Below are 16995 nucleotides of genomic sequence, written 5' to 3' on the forward strand. Positions count from 1 at the left end.
GTGCGCCATGCAATGGCTTCATGCCTGGATCCGCTGGCAGGACCGCCTGAGCGAGTGGCTCGGGCGGCTCGTCGCCTGGCTCGGCTTCGCCCTGGTCGGCATGCTGGTGTTTGAGGTGGTGGCACGCCAGTTGCTGAGTTCCCCGACCAGCTGGGCGCACGAGGCCTCGACGCTGACCTATGGCGTCTACGCCATCCTGGCTGGGGCCTACACCGAGAAATGGCACGGCCACGTGCGCATCGACATCTTCTCCCAGCGCCTGTCGCCTCGCCAACAGGCGCTGCTGTCGATGGTCACCAACCTGCTGGTGCTCTTGCTGCTGGCGCTGCTGCTGCGCAGCGCCTTCGAGTTCGCCATGCAGTCGGTGGCCATTCAGGAGCGCTCCTTCCGCAGCACCTGGGCGCCGATCATCTGGCCGTTCAAGGTCATGATTCCGGTGGCCGTGCTGCTGATCATGCTGCAGATGCTGACCAACGCCGCCCGACACCTGTGCACCCTGCTGGGGCACCCCGTGGCGTCCGAGGACGCCGCTCGCCATGTCACCGAGCGCCGGGAGGACTCCGATGGGAAGCATTGATCCGATCCTGCTGACGCTGCTGATGTTCGGGGCCATGCTGACCCTGATGTTCTTCGGCGTCCCACTGGCCTGGACGCTGATGGGCGTCGGCGTGGGCTTCGGCTACTGGATCTGGGGGCCGGATAGCCTGGGCATCATGATGCCGTCGGTGTTCGGCCTGATGAACGAGTTCATCCTGGTCGCGCTGCCGCTTTTCATCCTGATGGGCATGATCCTGGAGCGATCGGGCATCGCCGACGATCTGTTCGAGATGATCTACAAGGTCATGGGCGGCATTCGCGGCGGGCTGGGCATGGGCACCGTGGTGATCTGCGCGCTGATCGCCGCCATGGTCGGGATCACCGGCGCCGCCACGGTGAGCCTGGGGCTGATCGCGCTGCCGGCCATGCTCAAGCGGGGCTACAGCAAGCAGCTCTCCGCCGGGGCCATCATGGCCGGCGGTGCCCTGGGGTTCCTGATTCCGCCGTCGCTGGTGATGATCCTCTATGCCTTCCTGACCCGGGAATCGGTGGGCAAGCTGTTCGCCGCCGGTGTCATGCCAGGCCTGATGCTGGCCGGCATCTACATCGTCTACATCGGCATTCGCTGCTATCGGTCGCCGCACCTGGGGCCGCCCATCGAGGCCGCCGAGCGTATCGGCGGTCTCGACAAGCTCAAGGCGCTGCAGGCCATGGTGCTGCCGGGCTCGCTCATCGCGGTGGTGCTCGGCACCATGGTCACCGGGGTGGCGTCGCCCACCGAGGCCTCGGCGCTCGGCGCCAGCGGCGCCATGCTGTGCGCCTTGGCGCACGGCAAGCTCAACCTGAGCATGCTCAGCGGCGCCCTGTACCGCACGGCCCGGATCATGGGCATGCTGATGTGGATCATGATCGGCGCGGTGATCTTCTCCAAGATCTACATCGCGCTGGGGGCCGGGCAGGCGATCGTGGGCCAGGTGATGGCGGCCGAGTTGAGTCCCTATCTGGTGCTGACGGTGATCCTGCTCAGCTACCTGATTCTGGGCATGTTCCTGGACGACTCGGCGATCCTGTTCATCACGGTGCCGCTCTACGTGCCGATCATCGAGGCGCTGGGCTTCGATCCGATCTGGTTCGCGACCCTGTTCGTGCTGGCCATGCAGACCGCCTACCTGACGCCGCCGTTCGGCTACAACCTCTTCTACATGCGTTCGGTGGCGCCTCCCGAGGTCACGACCGGGGACCTCTATCGCTCGGTACTGCCGTTCCTGGCCATGCAGGTGCTGGGCATCGTGCTGCTGGTGATGTTCCCGCAGATCGCGCTGTGGTTGCCCGAACTCATCTTCGACTAGCCCGCAGGAGGCGCGATGAATCCCTCATCGATACCCGAGCAGCCCGCCCGACAGCTTGGTGTGACCGTGGTGGCGGGCTTCCTGGGTGCCGGCAAGACGACCCTGGTGAATCACCTGCTGAGCCATGCGGGGGGACGTCGCCTGGGGGTGATGGTCAACGACTTCGGGGCGCTCAACATCGATGAGGCGCTGATCGACGAGCGCCGCGACGACCTGATCACGCTGAGCAACGGCTGCGTGTGCTGCAGCCTGCAGGGAGAGCTGTCCGCGGCTATCGACGGCCTGCTGACCCAGCGCGCCGGCAGCCTGGATCACCTGCTCATCGAGTGCAGCGGGGTCTCGGATCCGCAGCGAGTCGTCAACGTGCTGGGCTATCCTCGCATCCGGGCCCGGGCGCGCCTCGAGGGCGTCATCACCCTGGTCGATGCCGCCCTGGACCGCGAGACCCTCTCGCCCGCCTTGCGTCACCTGGTCGCGTCCCAGATCGACAATGCCGACCTGGTGCTGATCAACAAGGTGGATCTGGTCGAGGAGGCGAGCGTGGCGGCACTGGAGGCCGCCTTGCTGCTGCCCGACAGCCGCCATCTGCGCACCACTCAGGCGGTTCTGCCGCCGGAGGCGGTGTTCCTGCCATCCCTGCGGGCGAAAGCCTCGCCCCTCTCGCCGCATACCGGCGCGCCGACCACCCTCGAGGCGCTGGGGCTCAGGAGTCTCAGCTGGGAATGTGAGGGGGCGGTGGCCACGGGGCCGTTGCGCGAGCTGCTCGACGACATGCCGCGGGACATTCTGCGCTTCAAGGGCGTGGTTCGGCTTGACGACGGCCGGCGGCTGGTGCTCCAGCGGGCCGCCGGACGGCTGACCAGCCAGGAGCTTGACGCCCCGGGGCAGGGAGGCAGCCGCCTGGTGTTCATCGGCGAGCAGACCCCTGAGGCCTGGGAGTGGCTGTCGCGTCGGCTCGAAGGCCTCCAAGCCTGACGTGACGCTCGGTTCGCCCTTGCCATCGTGATATCGGCGTCGGGATGGTGGGGCCTGCTCGAGGGGCCTGACGTTGCCCGGCCATGCGCCGGGCGCTTTGCGTTCACGCCGGTGGCAGCGGAACCTGGCGGGGCCAGTGGTCATCGACCACGAATACCCGCTCCCAGCCGGCCGCCGCCTCGTCCGCGCACCGCAGGGCGAGCTGCACCGGCGCGCCGCCGCTGGCGAAGTGGGCCCGCAGGCGATGTTCCAGCACCTCGAGTGGGGGCAGGCGCTCCGGATGGGGCAGGGCCAGCCAGTGGGGCTTGCACAGCCAGGCGCCGCGGGTCGCGTGGGGGAGGGTGTCGCGCAGGGTCGGCCAGTCCCGCCAGTGCAGCCAGCGCCCGCGGCGGTGCCCGGGGGTGGCATGGCGCGGGGCGGGCAGCGCGCCCCGCCAGGGATAGAAGAGGACTCCGGGCATCGCCAGGCGCTGGTGGAGGCGGGCGACGGGCTCGCCGAAGCGTTCGGCCAGGGCGCGGCGCGCCGCCGGTGTGTGGGCCAGCGGCAGCTGGTGCCCCTCGAGGTGATGGCGCTTGAGGGCCAGGCTGTCCAGCCCGCCGGGCCCGATCCAGCGCGCCTGATCGTCCTCGTCGCCGGGCCCCTCGGGCAGGCCCAGGTAAAACTTGATGGCCACCTCGAAGTGCACCGGCGTGGGATCGGCGATCTCGGCGTAGAGCAGGTCGAGCTCGCCGAGGGTGCGGCGGTCCTGGAGGATCGGCAGGTTGTGGGCGAGCAGCCGGGTGCCGGGCGCGGTATCGAGGAGGAACTGCCACAGCCGTTCATGATAGTGACCCATGCGGCCGCGCAGGGTGGCATCGACGAACCGCTCCAGCCGCTCGGGCCCGGCGTCCAGCCGTGCCAGGTAGTCGGTCAGGATATCGTCGCTGCCCAGGCCAAGGCGGGCGGGAGCGGGGCGGCCGGGTCGGGCCAGGGCGAGCAGGTCCGGCGTCTGCAGGAGCCACGCCAGATCTCGCACCACGGGGTGATGCAAGGCGAGGATGTCGTCATGGGATGGCGGCATGCGGTCGGGTTCCGGGCGTTGAGATGCCGTTCTGACAGCCGAGCTGTACGGGCCTTATACTCAGCATACATTCATAAAGGAAGTGGGTGGTAACCATGAAGCCAGCACTGTCGCGTCTCGCCGCCGTCGCGGCCGGTACCCTGATGACCCTGGCCACGGCACAGGCCCAGGAAACGGGGCAACCGGTGGTGGTCGCCTCCAAGATCGACACCGAGGGCTCGGTGCTGGGGCAACTGATCCTTCAGCGGCTGGAGGGCGGCGGCATCGAGGTCGAGAATCGCCTGCAACTGGGCGGCACCAGCATCGTGCGCGGCGCCCTGACCGCCGGTGAAATCGATCTCTACCCCGAGTACACCGGCAACGGCGCCTTCTTCTTCGACATGGCCGACAGTCCGGTGTGGAAGGACGCCGACCAGGCCTTCGCCACCGTCCGGCAGAAGGACCGTGAACAGAACGATCTGGTGTGGCTGACCCCCGCCGATGCCAACAACACCTGGGCGATCAGCGTGCGCGGCGAGCTGGCCCGCGAGCACGACCTGGCGAGCCTGGAGGACCTGGCCCGCTATCTCGGCGAGGGTGGTGACTTCAAGCTGGCGGCAAGCGCCGAGTTCGTCGAATCGCCCCAGGCCCTGCCGGCCTTCCAGGACGCCTACGGCTTCGAGCTTGCCGAGGACGAGCTGCTGGTGCTCTCCGGCGGCAACACCGCGGCCACCATGCGCGCCGCCGCCCAGCAGACCAGCGGCGTCAACGCCGCCATGACCTATGGCACCGACGGCGGCCTCAAGGCCCTGGACCTGGTGGTGATGGACGATACCCTGGGCGTCCAGCCGGTCTACCAGCCGGCGCCGGTAGTGCGTGCCAGCGTCCTCGAGGCCCATCCCGAGATCGAGTCCCTGCTGGCCCCGGTCTTCGAGGCCCTGGACCGCGATACCCTGCAACGCCTCAACGGCGATGTGGCCGTCAACGGCCTCGATCCGGCCGAGGTGGCCGGCGACTTCCTCGATACGCTCGACGAATGATCGATGGGGTGAGGAGTGGCGGGGTGCACAAAGAGGAAGACAGCAGGGACGTGCCTCGCCCCAATGTCGTGCTCGCGAGCCTGCTGCTGGCGACGCTTGTCGCCTGGCTCGGGCTCGACGCGGTCAGCGTGGCCCCCAACCGCATCGTGCCGGGGCAGGGCCAGGCCGCCTGGGAGGTCGCCGGATGGCCGGGCCTGGTGATCACTCTGCTGCCGATGCTCGCCGTGCTGGCCTTGGCCTGGCGCCCCGATCGTCGGCGCTTGCGCTGGGCCCTGGGGCTGGTCGTGGCGATGCTGGCGGCGCTGCCGGCCTGGCTGGCGCTGGCGGCGGCCAGGCTGATCGATGCCGAGCTGCCCCAGGCCCGCATGGGCGTCGGCGCCGGCGTCTGGGGCGCGCTCTTCCTGCTGCTGCTGGCGACCATCGAGCTGCGCACGCGCCTGGCGTTGGCCCGTCCCCTGGGCTGGTCGCTGCTGCTGCTTCCCCTGGCGAGCCTGGCCGGCTGGTTGGCCTTCGGCCTGGCGCCGCTGGCGCTGCGTCAGGAATTCGAGGGGCGCAGCGCCGGTTTCGTGGCCGCCGTCGGCGAGCATCTGATGCTGGTCGGCGCCTCCGTCGGCATCAGCCTGGTGCTCGGCGTGGCCCTGGCGCTGGTCATGCGGCGCTGGGAGCGGGTGCGTACCCTGGGCTTCGCGGTCCTCAACTTCCTGCAGACCATCCCCAGCCTGGCGCTGTTCGGCCTGCTGCTGGCGCCGCTGGCCTGGCTGGCCGCCCACGTCGAGTGGCTGGCGGCGCTGGGAGTGAGCGGCATCGGCGCCGCGCCGGCGCTGCTGGCGCTGGTCGGCTACAGCCTGCTGCCCATGGTGCGCAACACCTACGTGGCGCTCGACGAGGTGGACCCCGGGGTGATCGATGCCGCCCGGGGGATGGGCATGAGCCGTGGCCAGGTGTTCCGCCAGGTCCGCCTGGCGCTGGCGCTGCCGGTGATCCTCGAGGGCATCCGCATCACCGCGGTGCAGGCCATCGGCCTGACCGCCGTCGCCGCGCTGATCGGCGCCGGCGGACTGGGCACCTTCATCTTTCAGGGGCTCGGGCAGGCCGCCATGGACCTGGTGCTGCTCGGTGCCCTGCCGATCCTGGTCATGGCGCTCGTCGCCGATGCCCTGCTGGGTGCCCTGACCGACCTGCTGCGCCCGGGAGGGGCGACATGATCGAACTCATCCACGTGACCAGGCGCTTCGGCGCGACGACCGCGGTGGACGACATCTCGCTGCGCGTGGAACGCGGCGAGCTCTGCGTGCTGGTGGGCACCTCAGGGTGCGGCAAATCGACCACCCTGCGCATGATCAACCGGCTGATCGAGCATAGCGACGGCGAGATCCATATCGACGGCCAGCAGATCCGCGACTTCCGCGAGGAGACGCTGCGCCGGCGCATGGGCTATGCCATCCAGAGCACCGGCCTGTTTCCGCACTGGACGGTGGAGCGCAACATCGGGCTCGTGCCGCGGCTGCTGAAATGGCCCCAGGCGAGGATCCGCGAGCGGGTGGAGGAACTGATGGCCATGCTCGGGCTCGCCATGGACGAGTTCGCCGGCAAGTATCCGCGCCAGTTGTCGGGCGGCCAGGCCCAGCGGGTCGGCGTGGCCCGGGCCCTGGCCGCGGACCCGGATATCCTGCTGATGGACGAGCCCTTCGGGGCGCTGGACCCGATCACCCGGGAGACGCTCCAGGAGGAGCTGCGCGCGCTGCAGGCGCGACTGCACAAGACCATCGTCTTCGTCACCCACGACATGGACGAGGCGCTGCGGCTGGCCGACCGGCTGGTGGTCATGGACCAGGGGCGCATCCGCCAGCAGGGCCATCCCCTCGCGCTGCTGCGCGAGCCCGCCGACGATTTCGTCGAGTCGCTGCTGGGCGGCGAGGATCGCGGCCTCAAGGAGGCGGCGCTGCTGCCGGTCAGCGAGCGAATGCTGCCGCTCAGCCCGCGGCTGCTGCCCCGGGAGCGGATCTCGCAGCACGCCTCGCTGCGCGAGGCGCTGTCGATCATGCTGTGGCGCCACGCCGAGCGCCTGGCCGTGGTCGACGACGAGGACATGCCGATCGGCGAGCTGTCGCTGCGGAAGCTGGTGGGGGCCCGGGCCCATGATTGAGGCGGCCGGTCGGCGCGTCGCGCGCACGCAGCATCGCTGGCGGGTGCCGCTGGTGTGGGCCGGGCTGCTGCTCGGCGCCTGCCTGGGCATGGCGCACCTGGAGGCGCTGTTTCGCCTGGTGGAGCCCGACAGCCGCAGCGTCGTCTACGCCCGGGCCGATTTCCTGACCCTGCTCGGCCGCCATCTGCTGGTGGTGGGGGTGGCGGCCCTGGCCGCGGTGGCGATCGGGGTCGGGGCGGCGGTGGCGGTGACCCGCCGCGCCGGGCGCGACTTCCTGCCGCTGGTCGCCCAGCTGGCCTCCATCGGCCAGACCTTCCCGCCGGTGGCGGTGCTGGCGCTGGCGGTGCCGGTGCTGGGCTTCGGCACCCTGCCGATCATCGTGGCGCTGCTGCTCTACGGCCTGCTGCCGATCGTGCGCAACACCCTGGCGGGGCTCGAGGGCATCGACCCCGGCGTGCGCGAGGCGGCCCGCGGCATGGGCATGACCGGCGGGCAGCTGCTGCGCCAGGTGGAGCTGCCGCTCGCCGCGCCGGTGATCCTGGCCGGCATCCGCACCTCGGTGACCATCAATATCGCCACCGCGGCGATCGGCGCCACGGTGGGGGCGAGCAACCTGGGCGATCCGATCATCTCGGGCATCGTCAACGGCAACACCGCCTACGTGCTCCAGGGAGCCCTGCTGATCGGCCTGCTGGCGCTGACCGTGGACAGCGTGTTCGCCCGTCTGCAGCCGGCCGCGCCGGAGGCCTGAGCCTGCTTGGTGAGTCGTCGCCGGCACTGGGCAGTGTCGGCGGGATGGTCGGGTGCCTCTGCGACCAATCGAGGACTATCCAACAATCGCAGTTTACGTTAACGTCAAATCCGTGCGTTGATCGGCGTCGGGGCAATCCCCTGGCGGTCCGAAAGAATAGAGACAACACTGCCCCCAAAAGGGGTAAGGATCATGACGATGACCACAACGCGAGACATCCACGCGCCGGAATTCATGGCCGGGGACGAGTTCAGCATTCCCACCTATCGGGCCCTCACCCAGGAGGGCACCCTCCACGAGGGCGCCGAGGCGCCGACGCTGGATCGCGACAAGGCCCGGGCCATCTACCGGGCGATGATCGCCACCCGGGTGCTTGACGAGCGCATGATGGCGGCCCAGCGCCAGGGCCGGCTGTCGTTCTACATGCAGTGCACCGGCGAGGAGGCCGCCGTGATCGGCGCCACAGCGGCGCTGGACGACGCCGACATGATCATGGCCCAGTACCGCGAGCAGGGCGCCCTGGTCTACCGCGGCTTCAGCTTCGACGAGTTCATGAATCAGCTGTTCGGCAACGAGCTCGATTACGGCAAGGGCCGCCAGATGCCGATCCACTACGGCTCGCGCAAGCTCCACTACATGACCATCTCCTCGCCGCTGGCCACCCAGATTCCCCAGGCCACCGGCTACGCCTACGGCCAGAAGCTGGCGGGCGAGGGGTTGTGCACCCTGGTGTTCTTCGGCGAGGGGGCGGCCTCGGAGGGGGACTTCCACGCCGCGCTGAACATGGCCGCGGTGCACGAGGTGCCGGTGATCTTCTTCTGCCGCAACAACGGCTATGCCATCTCCACCCCGGCCATCGAGCAGTTTGCCGCCGACGGCGTGGCGCCGCGGGCCTTCGGCTATCGCATGCACGTGATCCGCGTCGACGGCAACGACATCCTGGCGGTGCATCGCGCCACCGAGGAGGCGCGCCGCATCGCCGTCGAGCACAACAAGCCGGTGCTGATCGAGGCCATGACCTACCGGCTGGCCGCGCACTCGTCCTCGGACGATCCCTCCGGCTACCGCTCGCGCAAGGAGGAAGAGGCCTGGCGGGAGAAGGACCCCATCCTGCGCATGCAGCGCTGGATGTCTGCCCAGGGCTGGTGGGACGACGACGAGGAGAAGGAGCTTCAGGAGCGGCTGCGCCGGGAGGTGCTGGACACCATGAAGCGCGCCGAGAAGCGCCCGCCGCCGGCCCTTCACACCCTGGTCAGCGATGTCTACGCCGAGGTCACCCCGGCCCTGCAGCAGCAGCTCGACGCCCTCAAGGCGCATATCCGCCTCCACCCGGATGCCTACCCCAGGGGCGCGCGCTCCCTGGACCCCGAGGTGAGCCGCACCGACGCCAACGACGAGGGAGAGTCCTGAGATGCCGACCATGAACATGCTGCAGGCGATCAACAACGCCCTGGACATCGCCATGGTCGAGGACGAGAAGGTGCTGTGCTTCGGCGAGGACGTGGGTGGCTTCGGCGGCGTCTTCCGCGCCACCAGCCATCTCCAGGAGCGCTACGGCAAGGCTCGCTGCTTCAATACCCCGCTGGTGGAGCAGGGCATCGTCGGCTTCGCCAACGGCCTGGCCGCCCAGGGTTCGGTGCCGGTGGCGGAGATCCAGTTCGCCGACTATATCTTTCCGGCCTTCGACCAGATCGTCAACGAGACCGCCAAGTTCCGCTATCGCTCCGGGGACCTGTTCAACGTCGGCGGGTTGACCATCCGCGCGCCCTACGGCGGCGGCATCTCCGGCGGCCACTATCACTCCCAGTCGCCGGAGGCCTATTTCGCACACACCCCGGGGCTCAAGATCGTGGTGCCGCGCAATCCCTACGAGGCCAAGGGGCTGCTGCTGGCCTCGATCCGCGACCCGGACCCGGTGCTGTTCTTCGAGCCCAAGCGGCTGTATCGCGCCTCCACCGGCGAGGTCCCCGAGGAGGACTACCAGCTGCCGCTGGGCGAGGCCGAGGTCACCAAGGAAGGCGCCGACGTCACCCTGGTGGGCTGGGGCGCCCAGATGGAGATCATCGACAAGGCGGTGGAGCTGGCCGAGAAGGAGGGCATCTCCTGCGAGGTCATCGACCTGCGCTCGATCCTGCCCTGGGATGCCGACACCGTGGCGGAATCCGTGCTCAAGACCGGCCGGCTGGTGGTGACCCACGAGGCGCCGCTCACCGGCGGGTTCGCCGGCGAGATCGCCGCCACCGTCCAGCAGCGCTGCTTCCTGTACCTGGAATCGCCGATCCTGCGCGTGACCGGCCTGGACACGCCCTTCCCGCTGACCCTGGAGAAGGAGTACTTGCCGGATCACCTCAAGGTCTTCGAGGCCATTCGCGAAAGCGTGAACTTTTGACGACCGATATCAGGACGGGAGAAGGAAAATGACCGAGTTCAAGCTGCCCGATATCGGCGAGGGTATCGTGGAGTGCGAAGTCGTGGAATGGCGGGTCGCCGAGGGCGACGCCATCGAGGAAGACCAGCCGGTGGTCGAGGTGATGACCGACAAGGCGCTGGTCGAGATCACCGCGCCGGAGGCCGGCCGGGTCACCCGGCTGCACGTGGCCAAGGGCGAGATCGCCAAGGTGCATGCGCCGCTGTTCGCCTACGAGGCCGACGGCGGGACCGATGAATCCGCGGCCGAAGCGCCGTCGGCGACGGCCGCCCCGGAGGCCCAGGCCGCGCCGTCGAGCCCAGGCGGAGCGTCTGCTCCGACAGGCCAGGCCAAGGACTTTATCCTGCCGGATATCGGCGAGGGCATCGTCGAGTGCGAGGTGGTCGAGTGGCGCGTGGCCGAGGGCGAGGCGATCGACGAGGATCAGCCGGTGGTCGACGTCATGACCGACAAGGCCATGGTCGAGATCACCGCCCCTGAAGCTGGGCGGGTCTCCCGGCTGCACGTGGCCAAGGGCGAGATCGCCAAGGTGCATGCCCCGCTGTTCGCCTATGTGCCCGAGGCGGGCGAGGAGGCCGCGTCGTCCAACGCCGATCACCCGGATCGAGGCGAGGCGCCGAGGGTCGAGCCGGCGGTGACATCGGCCGCCTCGCGGCCGGCGCCGGGCGCCACGGGCCGGGGGCGCCACGGTCGCATTCCGGCGAGCCCGGCGGTGCGCCGCCTGGTGCGCGAGCACGAGCTGCGCCTGGAGGAGATCCCCGGCTCCGGCAAGGACGGCCGGGTGCTCAAGGGCGACGTGATGGCCTTCGTCGAGGGCGGCGGCGCAGCTGCCACCGCCCCGGCGGCCAAGCCGGGCCCCGAGGCGGCGTCTGCCGATACCTCGCCGGGCGAGGTGCGCGTCGAGCCGCTGCGCGGCGTGCGTGCCGCCATGGCGCGCCAGATGGTGGCCTCGGCCTCGACCATTCCGCATTTCCAGTACGGCGAGGAGATCGACGTCACCGAGCTGCTGGCGCTGCGCGAGCGCCTGAAGCCCCGGGCCGAGGCCCGGGACACCCGGCTCACCCTGATGCCGTTCTTCATGAAGGCCATGGCGCTGGCGATCCAGGACTTCCCGCTGCTCAACAGCCGGCTCAACGACGCCGCCGACGAGATTCACTACCTGCCGAGCTGCAACATCGGCATGGCGGTGGACGGCAAGGCGGGCCTGATGGTGCCCAACGTCAAGGGCGTGGAGCGGCGCAGCCTGCTCGAGGTGGCGGCCGAGATCCAGCGCCTCACCGGCGAGGCCCGGGAGGGGCGGGTGTCCCAGGCCGACCTGCAGGGCGGCACCATCAGCATCTCCAACATCGGGGCTCTGGGCGGCACCTATGCCGCGCCGATCATCAACGCCCCGGAGGTGGCGATCGTGGCCATCGGCAAGAGTCAGTGGCTGCCGCGCTTCGACGCGCAAGGCGAGGTCAGCCGGCGGGCGATCATGACCGTCACCTGGGCCGGCGACCACCGGCTGCTGGACGGCGGCACCATCGCCCGTTTCTGCAATGCCTGGAAGGAGTATCTCGAAGCGCCGGAAACCATGCTTCTGGAACTCTCCTGAGCCGCTGCCGCCGCGGCCACGATGCTCGGGTCACGCGGCGGCATCGCCCCGGGCCGAGATGCGTCCGCTGAAGGCAGAACGACGACATGACACAGGCGCCGCTGCAGCAGTTCTATATCCCGGAAGACCAGTCGGTCTACCTGCTGAGCCACCACGACGCGCGCAAGCTCAAGGAGTGGGTGGCGCTGTGCCGGGCCCAGCTCGAGCAGCTGGGCTATCGGCGCATCGAGCTGATCGGCAAGGGCGCCTACGGCTTCGTGTTCGCCGGGCTGACCGCCAGCGGCGAGGAGTACGTCTTCAAGTTCACCCGGGTGAACCTGCCCCAGCACCTGCAGGACCGCCTCGAGGAGGAGGCCTTCATGCTGGAGCAGGTCGCCCATCCCCGAGTGCCGGGCCTGGTGGTCTTCCAGCGGGTGCGCAACCAGTCGATCCTGGTCATGCAGCGCGCTCCCGGCGACAACCTGGAGGAGGTCTCGCTGCGCGAGGGGCGGCTGTCGCCGCGGTTGATCGTGCGCATCGCCGCCCAGCTGGCCGATATCCTGGGCGCGCTGCGCCGCGAGTCCGGGCCCGCCGGCAGGCCCGTGGTGCACGGCGACATCAAGCCCTCCAACCTGGTGTTCGACGAGCGTGACGAGACCATCGCGCTGATCGACTGGGGCTCATCGGTGTTCGCCCAGCTCGACGCCAACCAGCAGTTCGTGGCCGCCAACGTCATGGAACTGATGTCGGACAACCTGCAGCAGACCAACGCCCGCCTGGGCGACGTCTATTTCATCGGCGAGGACCAGCTCAATGGCGCCCTGTCGTCGCCGCGCTTCGACGAGCAGGGCGCCGCGGGCACCCTCTACGCCCTGGCCTCGGCGCAGTCGTGCCGCTTCGGGCACCGCGCCATGCCGGCCACCTCGCTCGGCCTGCCCAGGGAGTTCGCGCGCATGCTCGACGGCATGCTCGATCCCGATCCTCGGGTGCGCCTCAGGGCCGGCGATCATTTCATTCGCGAGATGCCGCGGCTCGGCAAGCTGGTGATGCTCGACCTGCCGAGCCCGCCGGAATCCCCGCTGGTGCCGGTGTGGACCCGGCCCGCCGATCGCGAGATCGACACCGTGGTCTACAGCTCGCGCAAGTCCTTCCTGCGCGAGGAGGGCGTGCGCGAGACCCTCAACGACGTCAACGATGTCCAGCTCGATCGCTACTACAAGAACTTCATGCAGGGCATGGGCGAGACCGAGAAGGCCTTCCTGGCGGCGGTGAGCCGGCTTGGCAAGTATCCGGTGGTCGGCGGGCTGGCGGTGCGCTGGGAGGCCGACGGTGTCTATCTCGACTCCTCGCTCAACCTGCACGACCCGAGCCTCAAGCCGGCCTTCGTCGCCGCGGTCAACAACATGGTGACCCTGGCCCGGGCCATCCATCGCCGGGGCATCTTCAAGAGCTGCCTGTTCAACGCCCGCGACACCCTGCACCTGGAGCGCGAGGGGCCGGAGCGCCCCTTCGTGATCACCCCGGACATGCGGCTCGAGTACGAGGTCAGCGCGGTGCCGGAACTGGAGGACCGCTCGCGACTGCACAGCTACTTCGAGGACGGCCCGGACCCCGAGGAGTTCCTGGTGCTGCCCGAGGCCATCATCACCTCCCTCGAGGCGCTCAACGACATCCATCACACCGGCATGATCATCTTCGAGGCGCTGCCCGAGCACCTCAAGATCCACAGCCACTACCGGCTGCTCGACCCGTCACGGGAGGAGGAATTCCGCCGCCGCCTCGACGACATCCTCGACGCCGTGGCGCTGATCGAGGGGCTCGGGGTGTCGGGGTTCATGAAGATGCCCTACAAGGATACCCGGGTCTTCGCCCATGTGGCCCGCCAGCCGGAGCGCTTCTATCCCCGGGACCCGCGGGCCGCCCTGGCCACCGCCCGGCGGGAGGCCGAGGCGGGGCGGCAAGCTTGAGCCACGCCGTCAGCGATTGCCCATCAGGCCGGGCAGGTAGGTGACGATCTCCGGGAAGAGGCCGATCAGCAGCACCCCGAGCATCATCAGGAAGAAGAACGGCAGCGCCGCCCAGGCGATGCTGAGGATGTTGCGGCCGGTCATGCCCTGCAGCACGAACAGGTTGAAGCCGATCGGCGGGGTGATCTGCGACATCTCCACCACGATCACCAGGAAGATGCCGAACCAGATCAGGTCGATGCCTGCGGCCTCCACCATGGGCAGTAGGATGGAGGTGGTGAGCACCACCACCGAGATGCCGTCCAGGAAGCAGCCCAGCAGGATGAACAGCAGCGTCAGCGCCCCCAGCAGCATCACCGGCGACAGCCCCAGGGTGCCGATCCAGGCCGCCAGGTCGCTGGGCAGCCCGGTGAAGCCCATGGCGGCGGTGAGAAAGGAGGCGCCGGCGAGGATGAAGGCGATCATGCAGGAGGTGCGCACCGCGCCGAGCAGGGCGTCGCGAAAGACCCCGCGGTCCATGCTGCCTTGCACCTTGGCCAGCAGCAGCGACAGCACCACGCCCACCGCCGCGGCCTCGGTGGGCGAGGCCAGGCCGGCGTAGATCGAGCCGATCACGCCCACGATCAGCGCCAGCAGCGGGATCAGCCGCCGCGAGCGGCGCAGGCGCTCGCCCCAGGACAGCCGGGCATCGGCCGCCGGCACGCGGTCGGGATGCCGCCAGGCCCACAGCATCAGGTAGCCGGCGAACAGGCCGATCAGCAGCAGCCCGGGAAAGATGCCGGCGATGAACAGTCGGGCGATCGACTGATCGGTGGCCACGCCGTAGACGATCAGGATGATCGAGGGCGGGATCAGCAGGCCCAGGGTGGCCGAGCCGGCCAGGGTGCCGATCACCAGCTGCTCGTCATAGCCGCGGCGAGTGAGTTCGGGGATGGTCATGCGGCCCATGGTGGCGCAGGTGGCCGCCGAGGAGCCCGACACCGCGGCGAACAGCCCGCAGCCCACCACGTTGGTGTGCAGCAGCCGGCCGGGGATACGCTGCATCCACGGCGAGAGCCCGGTGAACATGTCGTCGGCCAGCCGCGAGCGGAACAGGATCTCGCCCATCCAGATGAACATCGGCAGGGCGGTCAGCTCCCAGCTGTAGCTGGCGCCCCAGATGTCGGAGGCCATGACGTCGCCGGTGGGAATCGTGGTGAACTGGCTGAGCGCCAACCAGCCCAGGCCGAGCAGCGAGAAGGCGACCCAGACGCCGCTGCCCAGCAGCACCAGCAGGGTCACGAACAGAGTGGTGGTCAGCATCAGCATGGCGAGGCCTCAGTCCGGGCTGTCGTCGTCGAGGGTGAAGGTCTCCGGATGGCGTACCGCGGCCACCAGGGCCTGCCACCAGGCCTCGCCCAGCGCCAGGCAGAACAGCACGATGCCGGCCAGCATGGCCGATTGCGGCAGCCACAGCGGGATGCTCAGCAGGCCGTAGGAGGTCTCGCCGAAGGCGATGCTGTCGGCCAGCAGCCGGAAGAGGTAGTACGCCAGGTAGAGGCACAGCGCCAGGGCAACGCTCAGGCAGGCCGCCTCGACGACGACCCGGGATCGCCCCGGCAAGCGCCCGATCAGCAGGGTGACGCGGATGTGGGCGCCATGGATGAAGGTGTAGGACAGCCCCAGGAAGGTGGCGCCGACCAGCAGGAAGCCGGAGATCTCGGCCAGCCCCGGAATGGCCAGGCCGATCCGCTCGCCGCCCAGGGCGGTGGCCAGGACATCGATGAGACGCCCGACGATCTGGGCGCTGATCAGGGCGCAGATCAGCACCAGGCAGGCGGCGGACAGGTAGCCGCCCAGCGTATAGAGGGGCCTGAGGCGATAGGTCATGGCGGCGGCTCCCTGTCGCTTGCCTTGTGGGCCCGGGCGCGACGCCCGGGCCCCGCGGGAGGGGCGGTGCGGCCCGACGCGCTCGCGGGCCGCCACGGTCGATGTGTCATTCCTCGCCGGCGCGATAGGCCTCGAGGATGGTCGCCCCCTGTTCGCCGGCGCGCTCGGCCCATTCATCCGTCATGGTGGCGCCGATCTCCTCGAGCTTGGCGGCCAGCGCCGGCGTCGGGGTGGACACCTCGATGCCGTTGTCCTTCAGGACCGCCAGCGCATCGTCGGTCTCCTGGCGGCTCATCTCCCAGCCGCGCTGTTCGGCGGCGTCGGCGGCTTCGATCACCGCCTCCCGGGTGGCGTCGTCGAGCCGCGAGAGGGCACGTTCGCTGACGATCACCATGTTCTTGGGCAGCCACAGCTGGGCGTGGTTGAAGTGGCTCAGATAGTCCCAGGCCTTGGTATCGGCGCCGGTGGCCGGCGAGGTGATCATGGCGTCCACCCGTCCGGTGCTGAAGGCGGTGGGGATGTCCGGCACCTCGACCTGGGTGGGCACCGCCCCGGCCAGCTGGGCGAGCCGTTCGCTGGCGGCGTTGTAGGCGCGCATGCTGAGGTTCTGCAGGTCCTCCGGTGCCTCGATCGCCTGCTGGGTATAGATGCCCTGGGGCGGCCAGGGCACGGCGAACAGCAGGCGCAGGCCCTGGGCGGACAGCTCCTCGGCGATGACCTCTCGCGAGGCGTCCCACAGGCGCCGGGCGTCGTCGTAGCTGGCCGCCAGATAGGGCACGGAGTCGACCTCGAAGATCGGATTCTCGTTGGCCAACCGCGACATGATCAGCTCGCCGATCGGCACGATGCCGCGGCGCACGGAGTTCTTGATCTCGGCGTGACCGATCAGCGAGCCATTGGCGTGCACGGTGATATCCAGTTCGCCGTCGGTGGCCTCGCGCACGTCATCGGTGAACTCGCGGATGTTGACGGTATGGAAGGTGCGGTCGCCGTAGGGGGTGGGCATGTCCCACTCGGTGGCGGCCTGGACGGTGGCGGCCTGGGTAGCGAGGCCGACGCCGAGGGCGACGGCGGTCGCCAGGCGGGGCAGGGCATGGCGCAGGGGCATGGGCGAATCCTCTCCTGGGTGAGCCAGCGTGGGAGGGCCGGGGCGACGATCCCTCGACGTTCCGGCCGCAAGCATTGTCGAATGACATGCCGATGCCATGAGCATAGCGGGTAAGGGCATGGATACGGCGTCGGTGGTGGGAGGATGAGTCAACGCTGTGCCGGTGCCGTGGGAGATGCCTCGGCGCCGGTACCCTGATAGGTTATGGCCGAT

15 protein-coding genes are annotated in these 16995 nt (G+C 69.4%); 11 read left to right on the plus strand and 4 right to left on the minus strand.

The window, feature by feature from the left end; genetic code table 11:
• Positions 1-7 precede the first annotated feature (7 nt).
• From ACXAFN_RS16345 to ACXAFN_RS16355, 3 genes are read left to right on the plus strand one after another with little or no spacing between them, the layout of a single operon-like run.
• Positions 8-577, plus strand: coding sequence for a TRAP transporter small permease subunit (locus ACXAFN_RS16345; protein ID WP_474990398.1), 570 nt, complete (start codon positions 8-10; stop codon positions 575-577).
• Positions 564-1886 (plus strand): TRAP transporter large permease, encoded by a 1323-nt coding sequence (locus tag ACXAFN_RS16350; protein WP_474990400.1) that lies wholly within the window; start codon positions 564-566, stop codon positions 1884-1886. The genes ACXAFN_RS16345 and ACXAFN_RS16350 overlap by 14 nt, the downstream gene beginning before the upstream one ends.
• A gap of 15 nt (positions 1887-1901) precedes the next feature.
• Complete coding sequence (locus ACXAFN_RS16355; RefSeq protein ID WP_474990402.1) at positions 1902-2861, plus strand: CobW family GTP-binding protein; 960 nt, start codon at positions 1902-1904, stop codon at positions 2859-2861.
• A 103-nt stretch (positions 2862-2964) separates the two neighbouring features.
• Here ACXAFN_RS16355 and ACXAFN_RS16360 read toward each other — a convergent pair whose 3' ends face one another.
• Positions 2965-3921: a DUF1853 family protein gene (locus tag ACXAFN_RS16360; protein WP_474990404.1), complete on the minus strand. Its 957-nt coding sequence runs from the start codon at positions 3919-3921 to the stop codon at positions 2965-2967.
• 95 nt (positions 3922-4016) lie between these two features.
• Here ACXAFN_RS16360 and osmF point away from each other — a divergent pair, with 95 nt between their 5' ends.
• From osmF to ACXAFN_RS16400, 8 genes are all read left to right on the plus strand, one after another.
• Positions 4017-4940, plus strand: coding sequence for a glycine betaine ABC transporter substrate-binding protein OsmF (gene osmF / locus ACXAFN_RS16365; RefSeq protein ID WP_474990406.1), 924 nt, complete (start codon positions 4017-4019; stop codon positions 4938-4940).
• A complete protein-coding gene (locus ACXAFN_RS16370) occupies positions 4937-6145 on the plus strand; it encodes an ABC transporter permease (RefSeq protein ID WP_474990408.1) in 1209 nt (402 codons plus the stop codon). Before osmF ends, ACXAFN_RS16370 begins: the two co-directional genes overlap by 4 nt.
• Positions 6142-7086, plus strand: coding sequence for an ABC transporter ATP-binding protein (locus tag ACXAFN_RS16375; RefSeq protein WP_474990410.1), 945 nt, complete (start codon positions 6142-6144; stop codon positions 7084-7086). Before ACXAFN_RS16370 ends, ACXAFN_RS16375 begins: the two co-directional genes overlap by 4 nt.
• Positions 7079-7837 (plus strand): ABC transporter permease, encoded by a 759-nt coding sequence (locus ACXAFN_RS16380; RefSeq protein ID WP_474990412.1) that lies wholly within the window; start codon positions 7079-7081, stop codon positions 7835-7837. The genes ACXAFN_RS16375 and ACXAFN_RS16380 overlap by 8 nt, the downstream gene beginning before the upstream one ends.
• Before the next feature lie 192 nt (positions 7838-8029).
• On the plus strand, positions 8030-9247 hold the full coding sequence (locus ACXAFN_RS16385) for a thiamine pyrophosphate-dependent dehydrogenase E1 component subunit alpha (protein WP_474990414.1): 1218 nt from the start codon (positions 8030-8032) through the stop codon (positions 9245-9247).
• 1 nt (position 9248) lies between these two features.
• Entirely contained in the window at positions 9249-10226 is a 978-nt protein-coding gene (locus tag ACXAFN_RS16390; RefSeq protein WP_474990416.1) for an alpha-ketoacid dehydrogenase subunit beta, read from the plus strand.
• Between the two features lie 28 nt (positions 10227-10254).
• Positions 10255-11859, plus strand: a complete 1605-nt coding sequence (locus ACXAFN_RS16395) for a dihydrolipoyllysine-residue acetyltransferase (protein WP_474990418.1) — start codon at positions 10255-10257, stop codon at positions 11857-11859.
• 86 nt (positions 11860-11945) lie between these two features.
• On the plus strand, positions 11946-13805 hold the full coding sequence (locus ACXAFN_RS16400) for a protein kinase domain-containing protein (RefSeq protein ID WP_474990420.1): 1860 nt from the start codon (positions 11946-11948) through the stop codon (positions 13803-13805).
• 9 nt (positions 13806-13814) lie between these two features.
• Here ACXAFN_RS16400 and ACXAFN_RS16405 read toward each other — a convergent pair whose 3' ends face one another.
• The 3 genes from ACXAFN_RS16405 to ACXAFN_RS16415 form a co-directional block, all read right to left on the minus strand.
• On the minus strand, positions 13815-15113 hold the full coding sequence (locus tag ACXAFN_RS16405; protein WP_474990422.1) for a TRAP transporter large permease: 1299 nt from the start codon (positions 15111-15113) through the stop codon (positions 13815-13817).
• Positions 15114-15122: 9 nt separating this feature from the next.
• Positions 15123-15674, minus strand: coding sequence for a TRAP transporter small permease (locus ACXAFN_RS16410; protein WP_474990424.1), 552 nt, complete (start codon positions 15672-15674; stop codon positions 15123-15125).
• A gap of 106 nt (positions 15675-15780) precedes the next feature.
• Positions 15781-16782, minus strand: coding sequence for a TRAP transporter substrate-binding protein (locus ACXAFN_RS16415; protein WP_474990426.1), 1002 nt, complete (start codon positions 16780-16782; stop codon positions 15781-15783).
• Positions 16783-16995: the final 213 nt, after the last annotated feature.

It is taken from the genome of Halomonas sp. ABH4_019, assembly GCF_056159885.1.